Below are 23,625 nucleotides of genomic sequence, written 5' to 3'. Positions count from 1 at the left end.
ACCGCTCCTCACGGCGAGACGGACTGCACCGTCCTCTGCCACGGCGCGGCTTCCTCGATCTGAGCGGCCAGCCCGAGCAGCAGCGGCTCCGCACCGAGGTCGCCGGCGAACTGCACCCCCAGCGGCAGTCCGTCCGAAGTGGACCCGAACGGCACGGACATCGCGGGCATCCCGGTGAGGTTGAAGACCGAGGTGTAGGTCGCGTAGACCGCCGCGTGCCGGTAGATCGTTTCGGGCCGGGAGGTGTCGAGTTCACCGAGCCGCGGTGTCGGCCGCGCCAGCGTCGGGGTCAGCAGCAGGTCGACCTCGCCGAACGTCCGCCCGACCTCCCAGCCGATCCCCTGCGCGCGCCGCAGCGTGCGATTCAGGTCGGCGGCGGAGAGACCCCGATAGTGCTGGTAGAGCACCTGGGTGAGCGGTTCGAGATCGTCGTCGCGCAGGTCCCGGGCCAGCTCCGCCAGGCGGTCTTCGACGGTGACGACGAGGTCGGCTCCCATCACGTCGCCTGCCACGCGGGCGACCTCGGCGGGGTCGTAGCCCGCCGCGACGGGAACGACCGTGTGACCGAGCGACTCGCACAGCGCGGCGGCGCGTTCGGTCGCGGCGACGCACGAGGAGTCCGCGGCGAGCCCGGTGACGAGCCCGATCCTGAGCCGTCGGCGAGATTTCACCTCGTCGAGGAAGCTCGATTCCGGTGCGGGGGCGGAAAACGCGTCCCCGGCGAGCGGGCCCGCGGCGATGTCGAGCAGCAGAGCGCTGTCGCGCACCGTGGTGGTCAGCGCGTGATGGACCGAAACCAGGTTGGCGAACGACGCGGGAGCCGGTGCCGGCGAAACGCGGCCGCGGCTGGGTTTGAGGCCGAAGAGCCCGCACATCGCGGCCGGGATCCGGATCGACCCGCCGCCGTCGCTGCCGTGCGCCACCGGGACCAGTCCGGCGGCCACGGCGGCCGCCGATCCGCCGCTCGATCCCCCGGCCGAATGTGTGGCGCGCCAAGGATTACGGGTGGGGCCGAACAGCGCGGGTTCGGTGCTCGCGTTCTTGCCCAGTTCGGCGCTGTTGGTCATGCCGAGGACGACCATCCCCGCACGGCGGTAGCGGGCGACCAATTCGCTGTCGCCACCGGCGATCCGTTCGGCGAACAGCCTGCTGCCACCGGTCGAGGGCAGTCCGGCGACCGTGGCACCCAGATCCTTGATCAGGACGGGCACCCCGTGCAGCGGTCCGGCGGGCAGGCCGCGGTCGACCTCGGCGAGCGCCTGCTCGAATCGCGTGCTCACGACGGCGTTCACCGCCGGGTCGAGCTTTTCGATCCGGTCGATCGCGGCTTCGATGACCTCCCGGGCACTGGCAGTGCCGCTTCGGATCGCCTCGGCGGTACCGATCGCGTCGAGTTCGCTCACCGGAACCTCACCTCTCCTCCCGTCAGGACCGGCCGGTCGCCGACCGATGCTTCGAATCCCACCGCCGTCTCGCCGGGACGGACCCCGACCTCCACCACGTCACCCGGGAACACCGGCCCCGCGAACCGGCTTGAAAGAGTCCGCAGGTCAGAGGGATGGGCGCCCGCCTCGTCCGCGATCGGGAACAGCACAGCGGCCAAGGTGCAGAGTCCGTGCAGGAACGGCCGGGGCTGACCGGCCGCCCGCGCGGCCGCCGGGTCGACGTGCATGTGGTGACGATCGCCCAGCAGGCGGTACAGCGCGGCCTGGTTCTCGCCGGTCGGCACCTTCGTGGTTAAGGGCGCCGGCGCGGCCGGGCGCGACGGCGCGGACGGACCGCGTTCCCCGCCGAATCCAGAGCCTGTACGTCATCGGCGCGCTCTGCCCGTACTGCATGGTCGTCTGGGCGGTCACCATCGCCGTCTTCTGGTACACGACCCTGCACAACCTCCACAAAGGACGGACGGTGCTCCGCTACCACAGCGTGGTGCTCGTGCTCTGGTACGCCGTCATCGCCGCCGCGGTCCTGCAAGCCTTCTGGAGCTACTGGAAGACACTCGTCTGAAGGCGGCTCCGGTCGAGACCACGCAACCCGGCCGCGCACACGAGGCCGATCACCGTCAGGGCGAGCCAAGGGACCTCCGGCCAGCCCGCCCGGCGCGCGAGGTCGAACACGGTGCCGGTGAACAGATTCCCGAGGAGGATGCCCACCCCGACAATCGTGTTGTAGAAGCCGTAATGCGTGGCGACCAGGCGGTCGCCCGACAGCCGGACGACGGTGTCCATTTCGAACGGGAAGACGGCCACCGTGCCGACGGCCAGCAACGCGGCCGAGACGAGCAGCCCGGCGCCGGCCACGACCGGTCCGGCCCGGGCGACCGTCAGCGGCGCGACGAACGCCGCCGCCATGAACACCATCCCCACCGCCAGGCAGGTACCGGACGACCACCGGTCCTTGAACCAGGCGGTGATCTTGAGCTGCCCGGCGATCGCGAGGCCGCCCGAGATCACGAAGAGCCCGGCGATGAGCACGGTGGCCGAAGCCTCCGAGCCGGTGATCCGGCGGGCCTCCATCGGCAGGGCGAGGTAGGTCTGGAAGGACAGCACGTACGAGCCGATCATGACCAGCGCGAAGAGCAGGAAGGGACGGTTGGCCGTCACGACCCGCCAGTCCGACCGGATCGACGAGCGTTCCTTTCCGCTTTCGTGCGCGGGCAGCGCGCGCACCTGGACCACGGTCAGGACACCGAAGACCGCGGCCGCCACCAGGCAGGTCAGCCGGAAGTCGACGGCCGTCAGCGCCAGCCCGACCACCGGTCCGGCGAGGATCCCGCCCTGGTAGAACACGTTGAACACCGAGAACGCCTCCAGCCGCCGCTCCCCCGCGTCCGCCGCCAGATAGGCGCGGACGGCCGGGTTGAACAGGGCCCCGGCGAATCCGGTCGCGGCGGAGGCGGCGATCAGCGACGGCAGTGAGGACGTCACGCTCAACAACGCGAAGCCCGCCGTCCGCAGCACGCATCCCGCGACGATGAGCGGCTTGTAGCCGAACCGGTCGGCGAGCGTGCCGCCGAGGAGGAACATGCCCTGCTGCGAGAAGTTGCGGATGCCCAGCACCAGGCCGACGGCCCAGCCCGCCAGTCCCAGCGGGCCCGAGAGGTAGCCCGCCAGGTACGGCATCAGCATGTAGAAGCCGACGTTGATGGTGAACTGGTTGACCATCAGCACTTTGCTCGGCCGGTCGAAGGACCGGAACCGCTCGAAGAACCCCGTCACAGCGCGGGATCCACGACGGTGCGGCAGCGGGTCCAGCGTTCCACCACACGTTCGCCGGGATGCCCGATGACGTCCGGTTCCCGCGGCGGGACGACGTCGAGCAAGCCGTGTCCCGCGCAGTATTCGTCGTTGTAGACGGTGTCGAAGTAGCGCTGCGGGCCGTCCGGGAAGATCGCGGCGATCCGCACGTCCGGATCGTGCGTGCGGGCCAGCCAGGCGGCGACGAGGGCGACCGCGCCGACACTCCAGCCGCCGGTCGCGTATTGGGCGGCGGCGAGACGGCGGCAGGTCCACACGGCCTCGGCCGGGGCGACCCAGTGGACCTCCTCGAAGGCGTCGTAGTCGACGTTGCGGGGATGGATGCTCGAACCGAGCCCGCGCATCAGCCGCGAGGTGGCGGGCTGCCCGAAGATCGTCGACCCGACGGTGTCCACCCCGATCAGGCGCAGATGTGGGAAATAGCGCCGTAGCGCGCGGAAGGTCCCGGCCGAATGCCCGCCGGTGCCGACCGAGCACACCAGGACGTCGATCCGGCCCAGTTGCGCGGCCAGTTCGTCGGCCAGGCCCGCGTACGCCGCCACGTTGTCCGGGTTGTGGTACTGGTCGGGACACCAGGCGCCGGGCTTCTCTTCGAGCACCCGCCGGACCCGGTCGCGGCGTGCCTGCTGCCAGCCACCCGCCGGATGCGGCTCGGTGACGAGGTCGACCCGGGTGCCGTGCGCGGTGAGCATCCGCCGCACGATCGGTTCCATGCCCGGATCGGTGACCAGGGTGACCGGATGGCCGTGCACGATCCCGGCCAGCGCCAGCCCGAGCCCGAGGGTCCCGCTGGTCGACTCGACGATCGTCGCGCCGTCGGCGAGATCGCCGCGAGCCTTGGCCTCACCCACCATGTGCAACGCGGGACGGTCCTTCATGCCGCCGGGGTTGAAGCCCTCCAGCTTGGCCCAGAACCCCTTGCCGGAACCGGTGAGGCGCTCGTCGATCCACAGCACGGGCGTGTTGCCGACGGCCAGCGCCGGGTTCACGCAGCGCGCGGCGGTGCTGAGGAGGCGGGACGGGGCGAGTTGTTCATGACGCAGGACAGCCTTCATCGAGGATTCGTCTTTCTGTGCTGTGCGGACATGACCGGGAGGACGCAGGGTCGGTCACGTCCGCGAGACGCACAGCTCGGCGAGTATCCGCGGACCACTTCGCTCGAAGGCGGGCGAACGCGGGCTTTCTTCGGTGACGGCCGAGAAGACCCGGCCTGGCATGAGCGGCGGCAAGGAGTCCGGAGTGGACGGCGAGTGGTCGCTCCGCGCCGCGACCGCGGAGAGCGGCCGGGAATGCAGGTGCCCCTCGTTCGGCGGGCACGACGAGTCAGGGGAAGCCGCCGTGACGGCGGCTGACTCGCCATGATCGTCGAGGCAGTCGTAGGCCTGCGTTCCCGCCACGACCACCAGCAGCAAAGCCAGCAGGAGTCGACGAAGAGTAGCCGGAGAGACACTCACGGTTCCCACCGTAGCAAAGATCGACTCGATCTCCCATGAGACCTAGTACTAAGTGACTTAGTAGGCCTTCACCGCGCGCTCACAGCCGCCCCCGTACTACTAAGCGCGATAGTTGAACTTGTGCGACAGGAGATTCGGCACCCGTGACCCCACACCGGCGCTCGCTGCGGCACCCCCTCGCCGCCACCGCCGCCCTCATGGTCCTCGGCCTCGGCACGCTCCCCGCGAGCGCGCAACCGGCCCCACCGGACGGCCAGGATCCGATGCGGCGCTACCAGGAACTCGGCGCCCAGGCGGCGAAGGCCGACGAAGACCTGCAGGAATCGCAAGACCGGCTGAAGACCCGCGAGACCGAACGCGACCAGGCCACGGCCGCCCTCGGCCGCGCCGACGGCGACCTCACGCAGGCGCGGTCGGCCATCGATCGCTTCCGGCCGCAGGTCGAGGCGATCGCGCGGTCCGCGATGAGCGGCGAGCGGCTCGGCAACGCCGTCCTCCTGCTCGACAGCGGAAGCAGGCAGGAGTTCCTCGACCGTTCGTCGGCGCTGGAGATACTGGCCGGGGAGAAGGCCAAGTCGCTGAACGGCCTGCGTGACGCGCTCGGGAAGGCGCAGACCGCCCGTGCCACCGCCGCGAACGCGCGAGAGACGGCCCAACTCGCCGCCAACGACGCCACCTTGGCACTGGACCAGGTCCGCACCCGCAAGAAGGACCTCGACACCCAGATCGCCAAGGTCCGCGAAGCACTCGGCGACCTTCCCTCGTCGGACAAGGCGAAACTCGGCAAGGTCCAGGACAGGGGCTCCTACCTCGGCCCGCCCGGTGCCGCGAACGACGCGCTACAGGCGGCGTTGTCCAAGCGGGGCTCGCAGTACGAATGGGGTGCCACCGGGCCGAGCGAATTCGACTGCTCCGGCCTGACGTCGTGGGCGTACAAGCAGGCGGGCGTCTCGCTCCCCCGGACCAGCCGCCAGCAGTACACCGTCGGCAAGCCCGTCCCGCTCGACCAGCTCGTCCCCGGCGATCTCGTCTTCTACGACGACGGCACCGGGAATCCCGGCGCGATCCACCACGTCGGCATGTACGTGGGGCCGGGCAAGATGGTCGACGCGCCGACCGAGGGTCAGCTGGTCGACGTCCGGTCGGTCAAGGGCGACGGACATCTGATGGGTGCCCGGCGCATCGTCGGCTGAGCAGTATCCTTCCGAGCGGAGGTGTCATGCAACGGCTGGGCGAGCTCGAAGCGTCGGTGATGGACGTGCTCTGGAATTCGGCGGAACCCTTGCGGGTGCGCCAGGTTCTCGAGGCGATCAACCAGCACCGCGATCTCGCCTACACCACGGTGATGACGGTGCTGGACAATCTGCACCGCAAGGAATGGGTCGTCCGCGAGATGGAGAATCGCGCGTACCGCTATCGCGCCGCGACGACCCGCGAAGAGGCCACCGCGCAAAGCCTGCGCGAACTCCTCGACGCCTCCGACGACCGGGAATCGGTACTGCTGCATTTCGCGCGCTCGGTCACCGAAGAGGAATCGGACATCCTGCGGAAGGCGCTGCGGCGGAAGCCCGGCAAGCGATGATCCTGGCGGCGGTGCTCCTGTTCGGGGTCGTGGTGATCGGCTGGTTCTCGCCCCGGCTGCTCGGCAGGCTCACCGCGGGCGGGATCAGCCCCGGCACGGCGCTCGCCTGGTGGTTCCTGACCGCGCTCGGCGTCCTCGGCGGCATCTTGGGCGCCGTTCTGCTCCTCGTGCTGCCGGACCACGGTCCCGCCACGGCCATCACGCGGGTCCTCCACGACTGCTGGGCCGCGGTCGGCCACAGTGACATTCCCGCCCTCGACCCGGTCGCCGGCACGTTCGCGGCCGCCGCCCTCCTGATCGCGGCGGCTCGGCTGGCCGTGGCGTCGGCACGGCGCCGGAAGCGCAGCACCCGGCTGCACCGGCGTCATCTCGACGTGCTCCGGCTGTCCGGCGCCCGGTCGGAGCCGACGCTGTGGCTGCCCGACGACCGTCCGATCGCCTACAGCCTCGGCGGGCGGGACGGCCTGATCGTCGCCAGCGAAGGGCTGGCCGCGCGGCTCTCGCGCCGCGAACTGAACGCCGTGCTCGCCCACGAACAGGCTCATCTGCGCGGCAGGCATCACCTTCTGACCGCCTCGGCCGACGTTCTGGGCCGCACACTGCGGTTCGTTCCGCTCATGCGCGAACTTCCCAGCGCGATCCGGCTGCTCGTCGAACTGGCCGCGGACCGCGCCGCCGCCACCCGGCACGGACCCGAGACCGTGCGCTCGGCCCTGCTCTCCATCCATTCGGCGGACGGGCCCCGCCGCGCGCTCGGCATGGCCGGCGGCGACACCGAGATCCGGCTGCGCGTGCTGGCCTCGCACACCGCCGGGCCGTCCCGCTTCCCGGCCTGGGCGAAGGCCGTCGCGGGCGGAACCGTCGCGCTACTGGCGCCGCCCGCTTTCACCGTCGGGCTGCTTTTCGCGACCGGACTCGTTTCCTGCTGGTGAGACCTGTTCGTCATCGATGCGGACAAACGGGTTCAGCCGCACACAATCAGGTGATGAACGCGAAACGCGCCTTTCCCGAATGCCACACCGCCGTCGCGGATTGTCGTGGATCCGACAACACATCGGGGACGGTAAATCGGGCATTCTCCACTCACAAGAGTGATCACCACCCGATAAAGCCCCGCCCCTTGCGCCGGAAAGGGGAATCGCGAGCGCTACTCAAATGGCGGCATTCGAGCGGGGCCGCGCTGTCGTAACGTCGATTCCCGATCCACACCCCGCAACGAATTTCGCGATACCTGGAGGTTTTCGTGTCACGACGTCCTCTGCGCACCCTCACCGTCCTGATCGGAGCCGCGGCAGCCGTCACCGCTTTCGCGGCCCCGGCTTCGGCGGGGACCTCGGTACTGAGTGAAGCGGCAGGTCCGGCCACTTTGGCCGCCGTGCAGCAAGAACTCGGCACTTCCCTCGGCGCCGCGTTCGCCGGGTCCTGGCTGGACACGACCGGCAGGCTCGTCGTCGGCACCACGGACGCGAGCCATGCGGCCAGGATCCGCGCGGCGGGCGCCGTCCCGAAGGTGCTGCGGCACAGTACGGCCGAACTGAAGGCGATCCAGTCCACATTGGACAACAGAACCGCGGGCCTGCCCGGCTCCGTCGCCGGCTGGTACGTCGACGTCGCGGCCAACGACGTCGTCGTCAGCGTGGTGGGCGGTGACGCCGCGGGCCGGGCGTGGGCGGAAGCCGCCGGTGTCCCGGTCCGGGTCGAGCAGGTGAAGAGCGCTCCCCGTCCGTTGTGGAGCGTGATCGGCGGGCAGGGCCTCTACTTCAGCGGCGGCGCCTGTTCGGTCGGGTTCAACGCCTTCGACGACGATGACCATTACGTGATCACCGCGGGCCACTGCACCGAACTCGGCGGCACCGTGCGGGGTGTCGACGGCACGATCGGCAGGGTCGAGCGGTCGTCCTTCCCCGGCAACGACTACGGCACGGTCAAGGTGACCCACTCCGACGTCTCGACGCCGCCCCGGGTCGACCGCTACGAGGACGGCACCGACGTGCGGATCGAAGGCGCGGACGTCGTCGGTGTCGGCGGGCGGATCTGCCGGTCCGGGATCACCACCCATTGGCAGTGCGGGCGGGTCGAAGCGCTGGACCAGACGGTGAACTACGGCAACGGGAACGTCGTCCGGGGACTGACCCAGACCGACGCGTGCGCCGAACCGGGCGACTCCGGCGGCTCGTTCGTCAGCCGTCCTTCGTCGGGTTCCGGCACGAAACTGGTGCAGGCGCAAGGCATGACCTCGGGTGGTTCCGGTGACTGCCGCTCGGGCGGCACGACCTTCTTCCAGCCCGTCAAGGAGGTGCTCAACCGCTACGACCTGACGCTGGAAAAGGACTGATCACCCCGCCGGGAGGGGCGGCCGATCCCTCGGCCGCCCCCTGATCCGCCCGGCGAGTTCGCCCGCCTCGTTGACCAGCGCCTCGATCTCCGCCCACCGGCGGCGCACCCGCTCCTGATCGGCGAGCAGCGTGCCGGAAACCATCCCCAGGAACAAGTTCGCGTCCGTTCCGACCTCCGCGAGCCGCAGGTAGGGCACGCGGTCGTCCTCGGTCCCCGCCCCGTGCTCCGCCGCCCATTCGCGGGCCCGCATCCCGGCGTCGTGACACGCGTCGACGAGGAGCGTCCGGATCTCTTCCGTCCGATTGCCCGGGCTCGCGGGAGGTTTCCCCATCAACGGGAAGATGTTCCAGGCCACCGAGAGCAGGCAGTCGGCCACGTCGTCCATCGACTCCACGTTCACCGCGCGGAGTGTTCCGGTCCAAGCCCGCTGCCAGGCGTAATGACTCGCGCGATCGGCAGGATCGACCCGATCGGGTGGCCGTGTCAGAAGCGGCGCAGTGCGAACGTCCGCACGGACGTGTCACCGGCGAGCAGCGCGTCGAGGTGTCCGGTCAGCGCCACGACCCCGACGGGATCCGGTCGCGGGCCAAGTCCGTGAAGGCCTCCCTGCCTACCCTCAAGGTAGCGAAGGAGGCCTTCACTACCCTCAAGATCGCCGCACTCGTCCCAGATGCACCAGCAGTCGCAGCGGCACCGCAGCCTTTGGTCGCCGGAGGTACATGATGGCTCCCTTCCTTGCGCCTGGCACAAGGAAGGGGGCCATCATGTACTCGGGAAGGTGTGAAGGTCGAGATTCCTCGGCTGAGCCGAGGCAAGGGGTCCTTCACGGACCGGCACCACCCTGCACATCGACGGTGACGGCGGGTTCGTCCGAGTCACCGATTGCCCGCGCGTCGACCACCCGCACTCCGGCGAGGAGCCCGGAAAGTCCTTGATGGCCCAGAGGCCGGATAGCGAGGATGCCGCTGACGAAGAACAACAGGTTCGCCAGCGGCTCGAACCCGCCGTTCACCGCGGAAGCCAGGGTGAGCAGGGTGAAGTAGCCGCCGGAACCCGCCAGGAATCGCACGATCATCCGCCACAGCGCGGGTTTCCCGCCGTCCGGTCCGGCGGGACGCAGCAGTACGACCCGCTGGCCGAAGCTGGCACCGTTACCCGCGAGCGGGATGACGAACAGCAACAGCACCGCGGGCAGCAGCGTGGCGATCAGCGCGGTGACCACGGTGTTCGGTTCGCCCGCCAGCAAAGTCGTCACGATCCCGACGGTCGTGCCGAGCAGGACGACCGAGACGACGTCCACGGCCATCCCGAGCAGACGGCGGCGCGCGGTGACCGGCCGCGGCGTTCCCGGCGGCGCGGACGGCTCGTTCCCCGGCAGCAGCCGAAGCAAGGGAGCGAGCCCGAAGCCGACGGCGGCGCCGAGCGTGTTCATCAGCAGGTCGTCGACGTCGGCCAGCCGGTACGGGCATTCGAACAGGAACCAGACCCCGGTCAGCTGAGTGCACTCGATGAACAGCGAGACCGCGAACCCGATGGCGACGGTGGTGAGGAACCCCCGCCGGAAGAGGTGCCGCACGAACATGCCCAGCGGCACGAAGAGGGCGACGTTGAACACCGCCTGCTGGACGGCCGGATTGCGCAGGAACGCCCGGAGGCCGGCGCCGGTCTGTTCGCGGTGGATGTCGGCGACGAACTGGAACGGCCGGAGTTGCAGGTGACTGGACGCGTGCTCGGCGCACCACGACGCCGTCGTCTCCGGGATGGGGAGCAACGTGTACGTCCACAAGGACATGGCGTAGATCAGGAAACCGAAGACCAGCAGAACCCGCCAGAACCCGAGTTCGCCGCGACGCCGGTAGCTCGCGGCGACGTACGGGACGGCCAGGAGGCCCGCGAGCACGAAACCCGCGAACACCGCGATGACCGCGGAGATGGTCGGATCAGTCACTCGCGGAAGCTAACAACGCTCGCTCCGGAGCACCCGTTACGCCACCTGGCCGGGTGACGTCGGCGGAAGCGAGGGCCCGCTGATGCGCGAGCGCCGCGATGGCGAAGGTCAGATGGACGACGACCCAGTTGCGGTCCTCGCGGTGAACCCGTTGCAGAAGATCGAGTGTGGCGTCGCCCGGCGTGCGGCCCTGACAGCAGGCGTCGATGTACGCCTGGGTCAGGTCGTCGACATTCCTCCGGAACTCCGCGAAGGCGTCGGCGGGTTGGGCCTTGATGCAGCAATCCACGGTCACGTCACTCAGCGTTTCATAACGCGACACAAAGTTACGACTTGGCGGGTTCGGAATCACTCACGTGAGGTAGCTCTGCGGGTTTCTCTGTGCTCTGCGTCACGCCGAAGCAAGTCCGGCGGGCATCCGGCGTGCCCGTTCGGCCGCTTTGGCCGCCTTGGCCCGGCGGGTGACCGGGAAGCGCTGATCGAGTTCGACCAGCAGCGGGGTCACCGCCATCAGCGCCAGCAGCGCGAGCCCGGCGTAAGCGCCCAAAGTCTCGATGATCGTCATGTCCGTCTCCTCGATCCCCGTGCCGCCTGTTCCGGCGGCCTGGAACCAGGATCGCCCGCCGGCCGGGGCCGGCGGATCGGTCAACCGGCGGAGACGCCTCGACCGGTCGGCCTTTTCGGCACCGGCCGTTCGGCCGACCCGGGACGGCGATGCAGCAGATCGAACCGCGACCACATGGCCTCGGCCGCTTCGATGGACTCACCGGTGCGGACAGGGTCGACGGCGGCGAGCTGCGCGACGATGGCCTGCACCAGGCTCATGCCCGCGGTCAGCGACGGGAAGAAGGTGACGCCTTCGGCAGGCACCATCAGCACCTGTTCGACCGCACCCGCCAGCGCGGGACTCGCGGCGTCGGTGATCGCGAACGCGCGGGCTCCCCTGGCTTTGGCTTCGTTCGCCGCGAGCACGGTGCTTTCGTACAGCCGCCAGAAACTGATCGCGATGAGCACGTCTTCGGAGGTGAGTTTCGCCGTGGCGTTGGCGAGTTCGGCGTCTCCGGCGGTGATCGCGTGGACGTCGTAACCGGCGAGCCGGGCGTTGTGCGCGAAGGCGATCCCGACGGCGGCGTAACTGCCGTCGGCGATGACGAGCGTGCGGCGCGCGGCGGCGACGGCCTCCGCGACGTTGCGGATCTCCTCCTCGGCGACCCGACGGTTGAGCAGAGCCAGGCTGTCGAGGTCGCGGCGCAGCGACGCCGATCCGGGCGAGTCGACGTCCCGGTGTTCCTCGGCCACCTGCGGCGCACTCAGCGACGACATGTACCGCGCCCGCAACTCCTGTTGCAGGGCAGGCCATCCGGCGAAACCCAGCGCCTGCGCGGTGCGGGTGACCGTGGCGACGTTGACCCCGGCGAGCTGGGCGAGTTCGGCCGTCGAGCCGAACGACGCCCGGCGCGGTTGCGAGACCAGCACTTCGAGCACGGCGGCCGACTTCGGCCGCAGGCCGCGTTCCGGCGTCCGATCCCGGAGCCACGCCTCGAATCCGTCGTCGATTCCCGTCTCTGTCACGCACGCCCTCCCTCGACCGCGTCACGGTAACGCATCGTGCCCATCGGACCACTTGCAACAACCATTGCAGTTTCGACGAAACGCAGTATACGTTGTCCGCACTCCTCGTCGCCCGAACCACGGAAGGCGTTCCCCATGACGCTTCTGGCACGACTGGACCGGCTCCCGCTGAGCCGTCCCCATTACAAACTCCTGCTCATCGGCGGGCTCGGTTACACCTTCGACGGCATGGACTCCGCCGTGGTCGCCTTCCTCCTGCCGAGCGCGAAAGCCGCCTGGGGCCTCGACAACGGGCAGCTCGGGCTGATCGGTTCGGCGACGCCGTTCGGCTTCCTCTTCGGCGCGATCGCCGCCGGTCTGCTGGGCGACCGCATCGGCCGCAAAAAGGTCATGATGTACGCGCTGGCCTTCTACGCGGTGTTCTCGGTCCTCGCCGCCTTCTCCCCCAACTACGAGATCTTCCTGGGCGCCCGGGTGCTGGCCGGTGCGGGCGCGGGCGCCGAAAGCGCGATCATCGCCCCGTTCCTGTCGGAGTTCGTCCCCGCCAAACGGCGCGGCTGGTTCGTCGGCGCGCTCGCCGGGTTCTTCTCGTTCGGGTTCGTCATGGCCGCGCTGATCGGCCGGTTCATCGTCCCGACGGTGCCGGAAGGCTGGCGGGTCGCGCAGCTGATCACCGCGCTGCCGATCGTCATGCTGCTGTGGTGGCGCCGCTCGCTGCCCGAATCACCCCGGTTCCTGGTCGCGAACGGGCGTCACGCCGAGGCCGAGAAGATCGTCGCGAAACTGGAGCGGGACGTCGAAAAGGCGACAGGACAGGAACTCCCGGCCGTCGCTCAAGCCGACGCCCAGCCCGCCACGGAAACCCCCAAGGTCAACCTCTTCAGCGCGCTGAAGTTCCTGTGGAGCCCGGCGATGGCGCGGCGTACCGCGGTGATCTGGACCGTGTGGTTCGTGATCACGTTCTCCTACTACGGTTTCTTCTCCTGGATCCCGACGCTGCTCGTCGAACGCGGGATCACGGTGACCAAGAGCTTCGAGTTCTCGATCATCATCTACCTGGCGCAGATCCCCGGGTACTTCTCCGCGGCGTGGCTTTCGGAACGGCTCGACCGCAAGCACACCATCGCGCTGTACCTCGCGGGTTCGGCGGTGAGCGCGTTCTGGTTGAGCCAGATGGACGCGCCGTGGTCGATCACTCTCGCCGGGGCGGTGCTGTCGTTCTTCCTCAACGGCACCTACGCCGGTGTGTACTCCTACACCCCCGAGGTGTTCCCGACCTGGATCCGCGCCAGCGGGACCGGGCTGTCCAGCGCGTTCGGCCGCGTCGGCAGCATCCTGGCGCCGACGATCATCGGCCTTTCGGCGGCGAGCCTCGGTTTCGCCGGCGTCTTCGGCCTGACCACCGCCGTCCTGGCGGCCGGGGTGGTGTGCGTGGTCGTGTTCGGCCTCTCCACCGCCGGCCGTTCCCTGGAAGAACTGACCGAACACGGCAAGCCCGTGGAGACCGCGAAGGAGATGACGAAGTGACCGTGTCACTGTCCGCTGTGGAGGACAAGACCCGGGCCACCATCGGCGTACGGCTGTTCACCGTGCTGGCCTGGGTGCCCGAACGGCGAGCGCTGCGCCGGGTGCACAGCAGCCACCCGGCGGACTACCCGGTCGGTGGCGAGAAGACCGTCGAGGTGGCGGCGGGCTGGCTGGAGCGATGCATCACCGGGCAGGAGCCCTACTTCGGCCCGGACAGCGCGGCCGTACGGGCGATCTTCGCCGACCACGAGCTCATCGACAGGCTCGGCTGCGGCGCGGTGATCAACGTGCCGGTGGTGGACGACGGCCGCACACTCGGCGTGCTCAACATCCTCGACGCCGAAGGCAGCTACGACGACGATTCCGTCACAGCGGCCCGATCTCTGGCACCGTTGGCGGTCCCGGCCCTGCGCGAACTCCTGGAGGAAACCCGATGACCGGATCACTGTTGCTGCGCAACGCCCGTCTGCTCGACCCGGTCACGGGCGAGTACACCGAAGGAGACCTCCGGTGCGCAGACGGCCGGATCGTCGAGATCGGTTCCGGTCTCAGCGCCGGTGATGTGCGGACCGAAGACCTGCGCGGCGCGTTCGTACTGCCCGGTCTCGTCGACGCTCACGTGCACGTGACCGCGTCGACAGCGGATCTGGGCTCGCTTCCCGCGTCGTCGCCCTCCTACGTGGCGGCGCACAGCGCCCGCACCATGAGCCGGATGCTGGACCGGGGCTTCACCACGGTCCGGGACGCCTCCGGCGCCGATTTCGGGCTCGCCGACGCCCAGGCCGAGGGCCTGTTCCGGGGCCCGCGCCTGCTGTTCTGCGGGCGCGCGCTGAGCCAGACCGGCGGGCACGGCGACAGCCGGACCCGCGGTGCCAACGTCAGCGAGGACCACCCGTGCTGCGCGGGTCTCAGCCGGGTCGCCGACGGTGTCGACGCGGTCCGCGCGGCGGCGCGCGACGAACTGCGCAAGGGCGCGCACCACATCAAGGTGATGGCCTCGGGCGGTGTCGCCTCCCCCACCGACCGGATCGACTCGACGCAGTACTCCGCCGACGAACTGCGCGCGATCGTCGAGGAGGCGGAGTCTGCCAACCGCTACGTCGCCGCGCACGCCTACACCGCCCGCGCGGTGAACCGGGCGCTGGAGCTGGGCGTGCGGTCGATCGAGCACGGCAACCTGATCGACGACCTCAGTGTCGAACTGTTCCTCCGGCACGACGCGTACCTCGTGCCCACCCTCGTCACGTACTGGGCACTGAAGGAGGAAGGACGCGAGCACGGGCTGCCGGAATCCAGCTGGCGCAAGGTCGACGACGTCCTCGGAGCCGGTCTGGCCGCCCTGGAAAGGGCCGCCAAGGGCGGGGTGAAGCTGGTCTACGGCACCGACCTGCTCGGCGGGATGCACCGGCATCAGAACCACGAGTTCCGGCTGCGCGCCGAGGTCCAGTCCCCGCTGGAGGTGATCCGCTCCGCGACGTCGACGGCGGCGGACCTGCTGAACCTGACCGGCGAGATCGGCACCTTGGCCCCCGGCGCGCACGCGGACCTGCTCGTCGTGGACCGGGATCCGCTGGAGGACATCGGCGTCCTGGCCGAGCCCGAGAAGTTCCGGCACGTCATCCAGTCCGGGACGGTGGTCTCCGCCTGACAGGGGGCTGAAGGGGACTTTCCCCGCATGTCACGCGGTGAAGGGCGCTTTCCCCACGTCTTATGCGGGGAAAGCGCCCTTCAGCCCCTACAGGACGAACCCCGCGGGGAAGGGGTCGTCCGGGTCCAGCAGGTAGGTGGCGTTGCCGGTGATCCACGCGCGCCCGGAGAACTCCGGGACCACGGCGGGGACACCGCCGACGGTGGTCTCGGCGACCAGTTCGCCGGTGAACGTGGTGCCGATGAACGAGCTGTTCTCGAACGGCGTGCGCAACGGCAGCTCGCCCCGGGCGTGCAGCTGAGCCATCCGGGCCGAGGTGCCGGTGCCGCACGGTGACCGGTCGAACCAGCCCGGGTGGATCGCCATCGCGTTCCGCGACGCGCGGGCGTCCGAACCCGGCGCGAGGAACTGGACGTGCTTGCAGCCGCCGATCAGCGGGTCGGCCGGATGTTCCGGCGGGCGCTGGTCGTTGATCGCCGCCATGATGTCCAGCCCCGCGGCGAGGATCCGGTCTTTCTCCGCCCGCTCGAACGGGATGTCCACTTGGGACAGTTCGAGGATGGCGTAGAAATTCCCGCCATAGGCCAGGTCGTACCGCACCTCGCCGAGACCCGGCACCTCGACGACGGCGTCGCGCTCGGCGAGGAACGACGCGACGTTGCGGAGCTTGACGCGTTCCGCACGGCCGTCCCGGACGTCGACCTCGGCGTGCACGAGCCCGGCCGGGGTGTCCAGGCGCACCACGGTCTTCGGTTCGGTCACCTCGACCATGCCGGTCTCCACCAGCACGGTCGCGACGCCGATCGTGCCGTGGCCGCACATCGGCAGACAGCCGGACACCTCGATGTACACCACGCCCCAGTCGGCGTCCGGCCGCGTCGGCGGCTGGAGGATCGCGCCGCTCATCGCGGAATGGCCGCGCGGCTCGTTCATCAGGAACCGCCGCAGGTGGTCCAGGTTCTCCATGAAGTACCGGCGGCGTTCGGCCATCGTGTCGCCCGGGATGACGCCGACGCCACCGGTCACCACCCGGGTCGGCATGCCCTCGGTGTGCGAGTCGACGGCGGTGATCGACCGGATCGACCGCACCTACGCCACCCCCAGCGAGGCGAGCGCGCGGCCCATGTCGGCGGTGACCTGCTCGTGGTGTTCGCCGGTCAGCGGCCCCCGGGGCGGGCGGCACGGCCCGCCGTAGCGGCCGACGAGGTCCATCCCGAGCTTGATCGCCTGGACGAACTCGGTGCGCGAGTCCCAGCGGAACGCGGCCACCAGCGGTTCGTAGAGCGCCCTGGCTTCGTCGAGTTTCCCGGCCCTCGCCAGGTCGAACAGGCGCACCGACTCGGCCGGGAACACGTTGGGGAACCCGGCGAACCAGCCCGTCGCGCCCATCAACAGGCTTTCCAGCACGACATCGTCGGCGCCGCTGATCACGTCGAGACCCGGTGCCTGTTCGCGGATCTCCAGCACCCGCCGGACGTCACCGGAGAACTCCTTGACCGCGACCACGTTGTCGATCCGCCCGATTTCGGCCAGCAGGGCCGGGGTGAGATCGACCTTGGTGTCGATGGGGTTGTTGTAGACCATCACCGGCAGGCCGACCGACGCCACCGCCTCGAAATGCGCGAGCACCTCGCCATGGTTCGCGCGGTACATCGTGGGCGGCAGGCAGAGCACGCCGTCCGCGCCGTCCTCGGCCGCGACCTCGGCCCAGTGCCTGGCCTGATGCGATCCGGGGCCGTGCACCCCGACGACGACGATCCCGTCCTCGCCGACGGTCTCGATCGCGGTGCGGGCGACGCGGCGGCGTTCCTCGTCGGTCAGCGAGGAGTACTCGCCGAGGGAACCGTTCGGGCCGACGCCCCGGCAACCGTTGTCGATCAGCCAGCGGCAGTGCGCCGCGTAGGCGTCGTAGTCCACGGCCAGCCCGGCGGGCGCCGCGTCGTCCGCCCGGTACGGGAGGGCGGTCGCGACGACCACGCCACCGAGATCGCGGGTGCTCATTCAGGTTCTCCTTCGGTTCGGGCGGCGAGTTCGCCGAGCCGGATCGGCTGGACGACGGGGCGGTGGTGCCGTTCGGCGCCACCGCAGAGTTCGGACACGGTCGGACCGCACATCCGGCCCTGGCACGGGCCGAGCCCGGCCCGGGTGCCGAGTTTCAGGGCGTGCGAGCCGGGACGGACGGCGTCCCCGGCGGCCCGGGTCAGCTCGCCGTACGTGGTTTCCTCGCAACGGCAGACGATCGTGTCTTCGCGCAACCAGCCTCGCCAGGCCGATCCGATCGGGTGAGCCGTGGCGAGGCGTTCCGCGAAGGTGCGAGCGCGGTCGCGGGCACGGATCAACGCGGGTGCTGGCTCTCCCCCGGCGGCGGCGCATCCCGCCACCGCGCCCTCGGCCGCGGCGGTGATCGCGCCGCCGATACCCGTGATCTCGCCCGCAGCGAAGACACCGTCCACTGTGGTCCGTTGCGTGCCGTCGACCCGTACGAAGCCACCGTCCAGGACACAGCCCGCGGCGACGGCGAGTTCCGGCTGCGGGACGAACCCGTGTCCGACGCACACCGCGTCGACCTCGTACGTCCGCTCGGTGCCGGGGACGACCGACCAGTCCGCGCGGACCTTCGCGGTCACGACCTCCCGCACGCGGTCCGTGCCGCGTGCTTCGATCACGGTCCGGCCCAGCCGGTACGGAACGCGATGGCGGGCCAGCGTCGCCGCGTACCGCGCGAGTTCGCCCGCCTTGCCGGCGTGGGCGGCCAGACGCCACGGGCGGGCCGACCATCCTTTTCGGACGGTCGCGGCCGGGTTCGCTTCCAGGACCGCGACCACTTCGGCCCCGACAGCCAGCAACGATTCCGCGACCGGCAACAGGAACGGCCCGGCCCCGGCGACGAGGACCCGTTGGCCGATCGCGACCCGCTCGCCCTTCGCCAGCGCCTGCGCCGCGCCCGCGGTGTACACGCCGGGCAGTTCCCAGCCGGGGAACGGCAGGGTGCGGTCGTGCGCGCCGGTCGCCAGGACCAGCGCGTCCGGAACCAGGGTCAGCCGTCGCCGTCCACTGCCGTCGGCCTGGCCTCGCAGCACATGCAGGCGGTTCTCCACCCGGTCGAACGCCCAGACGGTGGATCCGGGCCACCACCGGCACCGGGGATGCGCGAGGAGGCGGCGGTGCCGGTCGAACTCCGGTTGTCGCGCCGAGTCGGCCGCCAGCGACCTGCGGTGGTACTGGCCGCCGGGCGTTTCCGCCTGGTCCAGCACCGTGACCCGGGCACCGGCCCGCAACGCGTGTTCGACGGCCGCGAGCCCGGCGGGCCCGGCGCCGACGACCACCACATGGCGGCTCACGTGTGCTCCTCCCGGGTCTGGGTGCGGATCTCGTCGCCGTCGGTGGCCGGACGCCGGCACGCGCGGACGTCGGGCACGTCGTTGACCGTGAGCAGGCAGTCGAAACACGCGCCGATTCCGCAGAACACGCCTCGTGGCGCACCGGAACGCGTGGTACGCCAGGAGATCCGGCCCGCCGCGAGCAGCACTCCCGCGACGCTCTGGCCCGCGATCCCGGTCAGCGCTTCGCCGTCGACGGTGATCCGGATCCGCTGGTCACTCATGCGGCCACCACCGCCGGGCGGTCGACGGTGAACTCTTCGACCGGCATCGCGGGCTCCGTGCCGGTGAGCAACTCGCGCAGCAACAGCGCGGTGCCGACGCTCAGTCCGATACCGGCGCCTTCGTGCCCGGTGGCGTGCCAGAGGTTTTCCAGCCGTGGATCCGCGCCGAGTACCGGGAGGTGATCGTCGACGTACGGCCGGAATCCGCCGTACGCCCGCATCACCGCGACGTCGGCGAGCGCCGGGAACAGCCGCAGCGCCTTGACCGCGATGGCGCTCAGCACCTCCGGGCGGATCGCGTCGTCGAAGTCCACCCGGCGGCGTGACGAGCCGATCAGCACAGTGCCGCCCCAGGTCGACTCGACGACCGCGGAGGTCTGGAGCTCACCCGAATCGGCGCCGACCGCGCCGACGTAATCGGCGTCGTAGACCTTGTGCCGGACGACGCCGGGCATCGGCGTGGTCACCAGCACCTCACCCCGGCGGGGGCGGACGGCGATCGGGGCACCGAGCAGCGCCGACACCCGACCGGCCCACGGGCCCGCGGCGTTCACGACGACGTCCGCTTCGATGACCTCGCCGGGCACGCGGACACCGATGATCCGTCCCTTGTGGACGGACGCGCCGACGACCTCGGTGTCCGATCGCAGCCGGGCACCGTGGCGCAACGCGGAACCCAGCAGGGCCAGCGCCGCGCCCGCGGGCTGGACCTGGGCGTCCTCGGGGTAGTGGAACGCGGCGGTCACCTCGCGGGTCAGCGCGGGTTCCGCTTCGGCGAGTTCCTTGAGTGACAACGGTTCCGCGCGAACTCCGCGTTGCGAAGCGGCGAACGCGGTGAGGGCGCGAGCACCATCGTCCGTGGTGGCGACGACGATGCCGCCCTTGGGGTCGTACTCGATCGCCGAAGCGGCGCGCGCGTCCTCGTCGGCGATCTCGGCGACGATCCGCGGCCACAGCCCGATCGACAGCTTCGCGAGTTCGAGTTCGGCGCCAGGTCCCTTGTCGGAGACGAGGATGTTGCCCTCGCCGTGCGAAGTGGTTCCCCCGGCGGGACGGCCACGATCCACGACCACGACGTCGAAGCCCGCCCGGCTCAGCTCACGGGCACACGCGGCGCCGACGATGCCGGCGCCGAGGACGACCACGCGCGTTCGGTTCATCAACCCTCCCGCGTTCGGTAAAGCGAACGATCGGAGAGTAGGTTCCCCTCCGGAGAGGTGTCAATACCTCGAGCGCGCTCAGCCCTTCAGGACCGGATGCGGCTTGCCGTCGAGCCGTTCGTCGGCGCGGTACTGCAGGAGCAGGACGGAGTGCACCGGCCCGTCCGAAGCGGTGTAGCAATGCGGCTCGCGAGCGTCGAAGGCGACGTAATCCCCCGGGCCGACCTCGACGGTCTTGCCCGCCACCTCGACCTTCAGCGAGCCGGACTGCACGACGGTGTGCTCGATCCCGACGTGCCCCTGCGAACGCTGCGGCGCGTCACCGCGCACCACCTGGTCGTACACCTCGAACACGCCGTCACCGGTCTCGATCCGCCGCAGCGGCCTGAGGTCGACGCCTTCGCCGCTGAGCACCTCGACGTCGGCGCCGCGGACCACGGTGAGCGCACCGCCCGCCCGGTGGTCGAGCAGATCGGAGATCGCCACCTCCAGCACCCTGGACAGGCTGAACACGGTCTCGATGGTCGGATTGCCACCACCGGACTCCAGCTGCGACAGCGTCGCCTTGCCGATGCCGGACCGCCGGGACAGCTCGGAGAGCGAGATCCCCCGCGCCGCCCTGGCCGCGCGCAGATTGACCGCCAGCATGTCCCGGATCGAGGGCGTCTCGTCCTCCACCGCTGCTCCTGTCGTTCGTCAAACCGTACGACCGGACGGGCGAACGTTCGCTTTGCCGATCGAGTTCGCGGTCATCATGACACGCGTCCTCGCGGGGAGGGCATAGCCGCGGCCGATGGGCCGACGCGATGGTGGGCGGCTCCGGCCGCGATGAAACTCGTTCACCAACCGGTGTGTCACCGTCGACACAGGGTCACGGGCGCACCGTCGTTCCCTCCAGCGAGGAGATTCCCGTGCAGCTGATCCGCAGATCCGCGGGCCGACGGCTTCGAGCGTTCGGCGCGGTGCTCGTCACCACTCTCGGGCTGACCGCGTTCGCGGCCGGCACACCGGCCACGGCGGCCGCGAACGCCTGTCTCACCGGCACACTCGCCTTCGACCACCTCGACGCGGAGGCCGGGACCGCCAAACCGGTACGCACGCAGGTGGCCCGGAACGCGAACTGGGAACTGTGGGGGCGCACCGGTTCCGGTGCGGCGAGCAGGCTCGCCGCGGGGATCACCGGCGCGTCCGACGGCCGGTTCACCGCCTGCCACACCGCTTCCCTGGCCGAGGCCTATGTCCGGTTCCGGTCGAGCAGCACCTCGATGTGGCGGGTCGTCAAGGCCGCGAACAACACCACCGACTACGCCTTCGACTCGGCCCGCCGCACGAACGTGTCCGGCACCCAGGACCTCGGCACGGTGAAGGTGCCGTCCACACTCCAGCGGGCCTGGAAAGTGGTGGACACGCTCAACGTCCTCTACTGGAAGCGCGCCAACCCCGCTTCGTCCTGCTGGACCGCCCGTCAGTCCGACGGCCGCTGCGATCAGATCACGTTCGTCTGGGATCCGAAGGTCGCCGACGGCGGCTATTGGGACTACCCGAACACGAACTACGTCTTCCTCGGCGCGACGATGCCGGACTCGAAGCATCTCGTGCTCCACGAAGCCGGGCACTGGCTGCAATGGCAACTGTACGGGCGCGATTTCCCCGTGGTCGACGACTGCAACCCGCACTACATCGAGAAGCACAGCTCGGAATCGTGCGCGTGGACCGAAGGATTCGCCGACGCCGTCGCCGCCTATGCCCTCGGCGACTACCGCTACGTCTACGACAACGGTAGTTCCTACAGCTTCCGGAACGACGCGTCGACCCCCGGTTGGGACGCCGGGGACACCGTGCAGGGCCGGGTCGGCTCGTCCCTGCTGGACCTGTGGGCGGCGGACGGGCCGGACGGCGGGAACTGGAACCGCACGATCGCGCTGATGACCCGCGACTTCAGCCAGGACTTCCGCGAGTACTTCACCGAAGACCGGCCCGCCGCCGGGCTGTCCACCACCGGGGCGGCCCAGCGGATCCTCACCGGGCACACCATTTCGTACTGACGGGGCCACCGGAGGGCCGGACTCGGGCCGGCCCTCCGGTGCTTCACCCCCTGGCCGCCCGGACCCAGGCGGTGATCTCGTCGGCGGTCGAGGGGAAACCGCCGGAAAGCAGCTCGTGCCCGGATCCCGTGACCACGACGTTGTCCTCGATGCGGACGCCGAGGCCGCGCAGTTCCGGCGGCACCGTGCGATCACCGGCGTGGAAGTACAGACCGGGCTCCACCGCCAGCGCCATGCCCTCGGCGAGCGTGCCCTCGCGGTAGGCCCCGGGACTCGCGGAGGCGCAGTCGTGGACGTCCAGCCCGAGGAAATGGCCGGTCCCGCAGACGATGTACCGCCGGTGCTGCTGCCCGTCCGGCGACAGCGCCTCGTCCACCGACACCGGGAGAAGACCCCAATCGTGCAACCCCGCCGCGAGCACGCCCAGCGCCGTCGTCTGGAAGGCGGCGAAGTCCCGACCCGGGCGAACCTCCGCCAGAGCCGCGAGATGCGCCTTGTACACCAGGTCGTAGACGTCGCGCTGGGCCGTCGTGAACTCCCCGCCGACCGGGAAGGTACGGGTGATGTCCGCCGTGTACAAGGAATCCAGCTCGACGCCCGCGTCGAGCAGCAGGAGGCTGTCCTCGGTCACCTGCCCGTCGCAGCGCGTCCAGTGCAGGATCGGCGCGTGCGGCCCGGCCGCGACGATGGAGGCGTAACCGGGGCCGGTGCCCTCGGTGCGGGCACGCCGGTCGAACGTGCCCTGCAACCACCGTTCCCCGCCGCCGCGGACCGCCTCCGGCAACGCGGCCAGCACGTCGGCGAACCCGAGCGCGGTGGCGTCGACGGCATCGCGCAACTGGCCGATCTCCCAGTCGTCCTTGATCCGGCGCAGGTCCGCCAGCACCGTCCGGAGCCGGTCGCTGTGGCCGAAGCCGTACGCGTCGAGCGCGGGATCGACACCGGCGCCGACCAGGAAGCTCGGGTTCCGCCCGCGCAAGCCGTGCGGGAGGTCCTCCAGCGGGCGGCATTCGATGCCGAGCGCGTCCCCGTACGCGGCGGGCCCGGCGGCGGTGCCGACCCACAGCGGGCTGGTGTCGGCGTCGCCCACGAAGTCGGGCTCGTCCGGCTCGGCCGGGCGCGGGACGTACAGCGTGGCGTGATGGCTGTCCCCCGCCGGGGTCAGCACCAGGATCGCGCCTTCGCGCTGGCAGCCGGTGAGCCAGACGAAGTCGCTGTCGGCGCGGAAGCCGTGGTAGGTGTCGTTGGACCGCACGACGGCCCGGCCCGCCGCGAGCGCGATCCGCTGACCGGGCAGTTCCGCCGACAGCCTGCCGCGATGAGCGGCGGCGGCCTCGGCGGAACCCGCCGGTACGTCGACGGTGGTGTCGGCGGGCTCCCAGCCGTCGCTGATCCAGTTCCGGAACCCCTTGGCGGCCAGCAGCGCGCGCAGATCCGGCCGGGTTCGGTCGCCGGTCATCGGCTCCCCCTTCAGGTAGACACGGTCGTGGT

At 70.4% G+C, this 23,625-nt stretch carries 26 protein-coding genes; 9 read left to right on the top strand and 17 right to left on the bottom strand.

The genetic code is table 11. The annotated features are described in order from the left end of the window. Window positions 1–8 precede the first annotated feature (8 nt). Together B0293_RS41285 and B0293_RS41280 are read right to left on the bottom strand one after the other, a co-directional pair. On the bottom strand, window positions 9–1,403 hold the full coding sequence (locus B0293_RS41285) for an amidase (protein WP_005153931.1): 1,395 nt from the start codon (window positions 1,401–1,403) through the stop codon (window positions 9–11). Next, on the bottom strand, window positions 1,400–1,729 hold the full coding sequence (locus B0293_RS41280) for a MaoC/PaaZ C-terminal domain-containing protein (protein WP_005153928.1): 330 nt from the start codon (window positions 1,727–1,729) through the stop codon (window positions 1,400–1,402). Before B0293_RS41280 ends, B0293_RS41285 begins: the two co-directional genes overlap by 4 nt. A gap of 65 nt (window positions 1,730–1,794) precedes the next feature. Between B0293_RS41280 and B0293_RS41275 the strand changes: the two genes are divergently transcribed. After that, window positions 1,795–2,007, top strand: a complete 213-nt coding sequence (locus B0293_RS41275) for a vitamin K epoxide reductase family protein (protein ID WP_407640122.1) — start codon at window positions 1,795–1,797, stop codon at window positions 2,005–2,007. Here the strand turns inward: B0293_RS41275 and B0293_RS41270 are convergent. Genes B0293_RS41270 through B0293_RS41260 form a run of 3 tightly spaced genes read right to left on the bottom strand, consistent with a single transcriptional unit; the run spans window position 1,986 to window position 4,711 of the window. After that, window positions 1,986–3,218, bottom strand: coding sequence for an MDR family MFS transporter (locus B0293_RS41270; protein ID WP_005153926.1), 1,233 nt, complete (start codon window positions 3,216–3,218; stop codon window positions 1,986–1,988). The genes B0293_RS41275 and B0293_RS41270 overlap by 22 nt on opposite strands. After that, window positions 3,215–4,312, bottom strand: coding sequence for a PLP-dependent cysteine synthase family protein (locus B0293_RS41265; protein WP_005153924.1), 1,098 nt, complete (start codon window positions 4,310–4,312; stop codon window positions 3,215–3,217). The genes B0293_RS41270 and B0293_RS41265 overlap by 4 nt, the downstream gene beginning before the upstream one ends. A gap of 54 nt (window positions 4,313–4,366) precedes the next feature. Then, on the bottom strand, window positions 4,367–4,711 hold the full coding sequence (locus B0293_RS41260) for a hypothetical protein (protein ID WP_245191885.1): 345 nt from the start codon (window positions 4,709–4,711) through the stop codon (window positions 4,367–4,369). A 143-nt stretch (window positions 4,712–4,854) separates the two neighbouring features. Here B0293_RS41260 and B0293_RS41255 point away from each other — a divergent pair, with 143 nt between their 5' ends. The 4 genes from B0293_RS41255 to B0293_RS41240 all read left to right on the top strand — a co-directional run bounded on the left by B0293_RS41255 (window position 4,855) and on the right by B0293_RS41240 (window position 8,628). Beyond that, window positions 4,855–5,904, top strand: coding sequence for a C40 family peptidase (locus B0293_RS41255; protein WP_005153922.1), 1,050 nt, complete (start codon window positions 4,855–4,857; stop codon window positions 5,902–5,904). Between the two features lie 26 nt (window positions 5,905–5,930). Next, window positions 5,931–6,293, top strand: a complete 363-nt coding sequence (locus tag B0293_RS41250) for a BlaI/MecI/CopY family transcriptional regulator (protein WP_005153921.1) — start codon at window positions 5,931–5,933, stop codon at window positions 6,291–6,293. Then, a complete protein-coding gene (locus B0293_RS41245; RefSeq protein WP_005153920.1) occupies window positions 6,290–7,225 on the top strand; it encodes a M56 family metallopeptidase in 936 nt (311 codons plus the stop codon). The genes B0293_RS41250 and B0293_RS41245 overlap by 4 nt, the downstream gene beginning before the upstream one ends. A gap of 311 nt (window positions 7,226–7,536) precedes the next feature. After that, window positions 7,537–8,628 carry a S1 family peptidase gene (locus B0293_RS41240; RefSeq protein ID WP_005153919.1) on the top strand — a complete coding sequence of 364 codons (1,092 nt, stop codon included), beginning with the start codon at window positions 7,537–7,539 and terminating at the stop codon, window positions 8,626–8,628. On the opposite strand, the gene B0293_RS41235 is transcribed toward B0293_RS41240, so the two are convergent. From B0293_RS41235 to B0293_RS41215, 5 genes are all read right to left on the bottom strand, one after another. Further along, the gene (locus B0293_RS41235) at window positions 8,629–9,030 is read right to left on the bottom strand and encodes a hypothetical protein (protein WP_005153918.1); all 402 of its coding nucleotides are present in this window, start codon (window positions 9,028–9,030) and stop codon (window positions 8,629–8,631) included. A 423-nt stretch (window positions 9,031–9,453) separates the two neighbouring features. Continuing rightward, window positions 9,454–10,578 carry a VanZ family protein gene (locus B0293_RS41230; RefSeq protein WP_005153910.1) on the bottom strand — a complete coding sequence of 375 codons (1,125 nt, stop codon included), beginning with the start codon at window positions 10,576–10,578 and terminating at the stop codon, window positions 9,454–9,456. Continuing rightward, on the bottom strand, window positions 10,571–10,873 hold the full coding sequence (locus tag B0293_RS41225; RefSeq protein ID WP_005153907.1) for a hypothetical protein: 303 nt from the start codon (window positions 10,871–10,873) through the stop codon (window positions 10,571–10,573). Before B0293_RS41225 ends, B0293_RS41230 begins: the two co-directional genes overlap by 8 nt. Window positions 10,874–10,969: 96 nt before the next feature. Further along, window positions 10,970–11,143: a hypothetical protein gene (locus tag B0293_RS43620; protein ID WP_005153904.1), complete on the bottom strand. Its 174-nt coding sequence runs from the start codon at window positions 11,141–11,143 to the stop codon at window positions 10,970–10,972. 80 nt (window positions 11,144–11,223) lie between these two features. After that, the gene (locus B0293_RS41215) at window positions 11,224–12,150 is read right to left on the bottom strand and encodes a MurR/RpiR family transcriptional regulator (RefSeq protein WP_005153903.1); all 927 of its coding nucleotides are present in this window, start codon (window positions 12,148–12,150) and stop codon (window positions 11,224–11,226) included. 135 nt (window positions 12,151–12,285) lie between these two features. Here B0293_RS41215 and B0293_RS41210 point away from each other — a divergent pair, with 135 nt between their 5' ends. Genes B0293_RS41210 through B0293_RS41200 form a run of 3 tightly spaced genes read left to right on the top strand, consistent with a single transcriptional unit; the run spans window position 12,286 to window position 15,325 of the window. After that, window positions 12,286–13,677, top strand: coding sequence for an MFS transporter (locus B0293_RS41210; RefSeq protein ID WP_005153902.1), 1,392 nt, complete (start codon window positions 12,286–12,288; stop codon window positions 13,675–13,677). After that, the gene (locus tag B0293_RS41205; protein WP_005153901.1) at window positions 13,674–14,114 is read left to right on the top strand and encodes a GAF domain-containing protein; all 441 of its coding nucleotides are present in this window, start codon (window positions 13,674–13,676) and stop codon (window positions 14,112–14,114) included. The genes B0293_RS41210 and B0293_RS41205 overlap by 4 nt, the downstream gene beginning before the upstream one ends. Next, window positions 14,111–15,325: a metal-dependent hydrolase family protein gene (locus B0293_RS41200; RefSeq protein WP_005153900.1), complete on the top strand. Its 1,215-nt coding sequence runs from the start codon at window positions 14,111–14,113 to the stop codon at window positions 15,323–15,325. Before B0293_RS41205 ends, B0293_RS41200 begins: the two co-directional genes overlap by 4 nt. 87 nt (window positions 15,326–15,412) lie before the next feature. Here the strand turns inward: B0293_RS41200 and B0293_RS41195 are convergent, their stop codons facing one another. The 6 genes from B0293_RS41195 to B0293_RS41170 all read right to left on the bottom strand — a co-directional run bounded on the left by B0293_RS41195 (window position 15,413) and on the right by B0293_RS41170 (window position 20,767). Further along, the gene (locus tag B0293_RS41195) at window positions 15,413–16,414 is read right to left on the bottom strand and encodes a proline racemase family protein (RefSeq protein ID WP_005153899.1); all 1,002 of its coding nucleotides are present in this window, start codon (window positions 16,412–16,414) and stop codon (window positions 15,413–15,415) included. Continuing rightward, window positions 16,415–17,326, bottom strand: a complete 912-nt coding sequence (locus tag B0293_RS41190; protein WP_005153898.1) for a dihydrodipicolinate synthase family protein — start codon at window positions 17,324–17,326, stop codon at window positions 16,415–16,417. It abuts the gene before it with no gap. Then, the gene (locus tag B0293_RS41185) at window positions 17,323–18,666 is read right to left on the bottom strand and encodes an FAD/NAD(P)-dependent oxidoreductase (protein WP_005153895.1); all 1,344 of its coding nucleotides are present in this window, start codon (window positions 18,664–18,666) and stop codon (window positions 17,323–17,325) included. The genes B0293_RS41190 and B0293_RS41185 overlap by 4 nt, the downstream gene beginning before the upstream one ends. Further along, window positions 18,663–18,929 carry a (2Fe-2S)-binding protein gene (locus B0293_RS41180; protein WP_005153891.1) on the bottom strand — a complete coding sequence of 89 codons (267 nt, stop codon included), beginning with the start codon at window positions 18,927–18,929 and terminating at the stop codon, window positions 18,663–18,665. Before B0293_RS41180 ends, B0293_RS41185 begins: the two co-directional genes overlap by 4 nt. Then, on the bottom strand, window positions 18,926–20,089 hold the full coding sequence (locus B0293_RS41175; RefSeq protein ID WP_039916403.1) for an NAD(P)/FAD-dependent oxidoreductase: 1,164 nt from the start codon (window positions 20,087–20,089) through the stop codon (window positions 18,926–18,928). Before B0293_RS41175 ends, B0293_RS41180 begins: the two co-directional genes overlap by 4 nt. Before the next feature lie 78 nt (window positions 20,090–20,167). Continuing rightward, window positions 20,168–20,767, bottom strand: a complete 600-nt coding sequence (locus B0293_RS41170) for a helix-turn-helix domain-containing protein (protein WP_005153886.1) — start codon at window positions 20,765–20,767, stop codon at window positions 20,168–20,170. A 233-nt stretch (window positions 20,768–21,000) separates the two neighbouring features. On the opposite strand from B0293_RS41170, the gene B0293_RS41165 reads away from it, so the two are divergent. Beyond that, entirely contained in the window at window positions 21,001–22,134 is a 1,134-nt protein-coding gene (locus tag B0293_RS41165; RefSeq protein ID WP_005153884.1) for a hypothetical protein, read from the top strand. A 43-nt stretch (window positions 22,135–22,177) separates the two neighbouring features. Here the strand turns inward: B0293_RS41165 and B0293_RS41160 are convergent, their stop codons facing one another. Next, the gene (locus B0293_RS41160; RefSeq protein ID WP_005153882.1) at window positions 22,178–23,593 is read right to left on the bottom strand and encodes an aminopeptidase P family protein; all 1,416 of its coding nucleotides are present in this window, start codon (window positions 23,591–23,593) and stop codon (window positions 22,178–22,180) included. Between the last annotated feature and the right edge of the window lie 32 nt (window positions 23,594–23,625).

Origin of the sequence: Amycolatopsis azurea DSM 43854, assembly GCF_001995215.1 — a bacterium.
In the GTDB taxonomy this organism is placed as follows: domain Bacteria; phylum Actinomycetota; class Actinomycetes; order Mycobacteriales; family Pseudonocardiaceae; genus Amycolatopsis; species Amycolatopsis azurea.
This window is presented reverse-complemented; position numbering and strand designations above follow the sequence as displayed.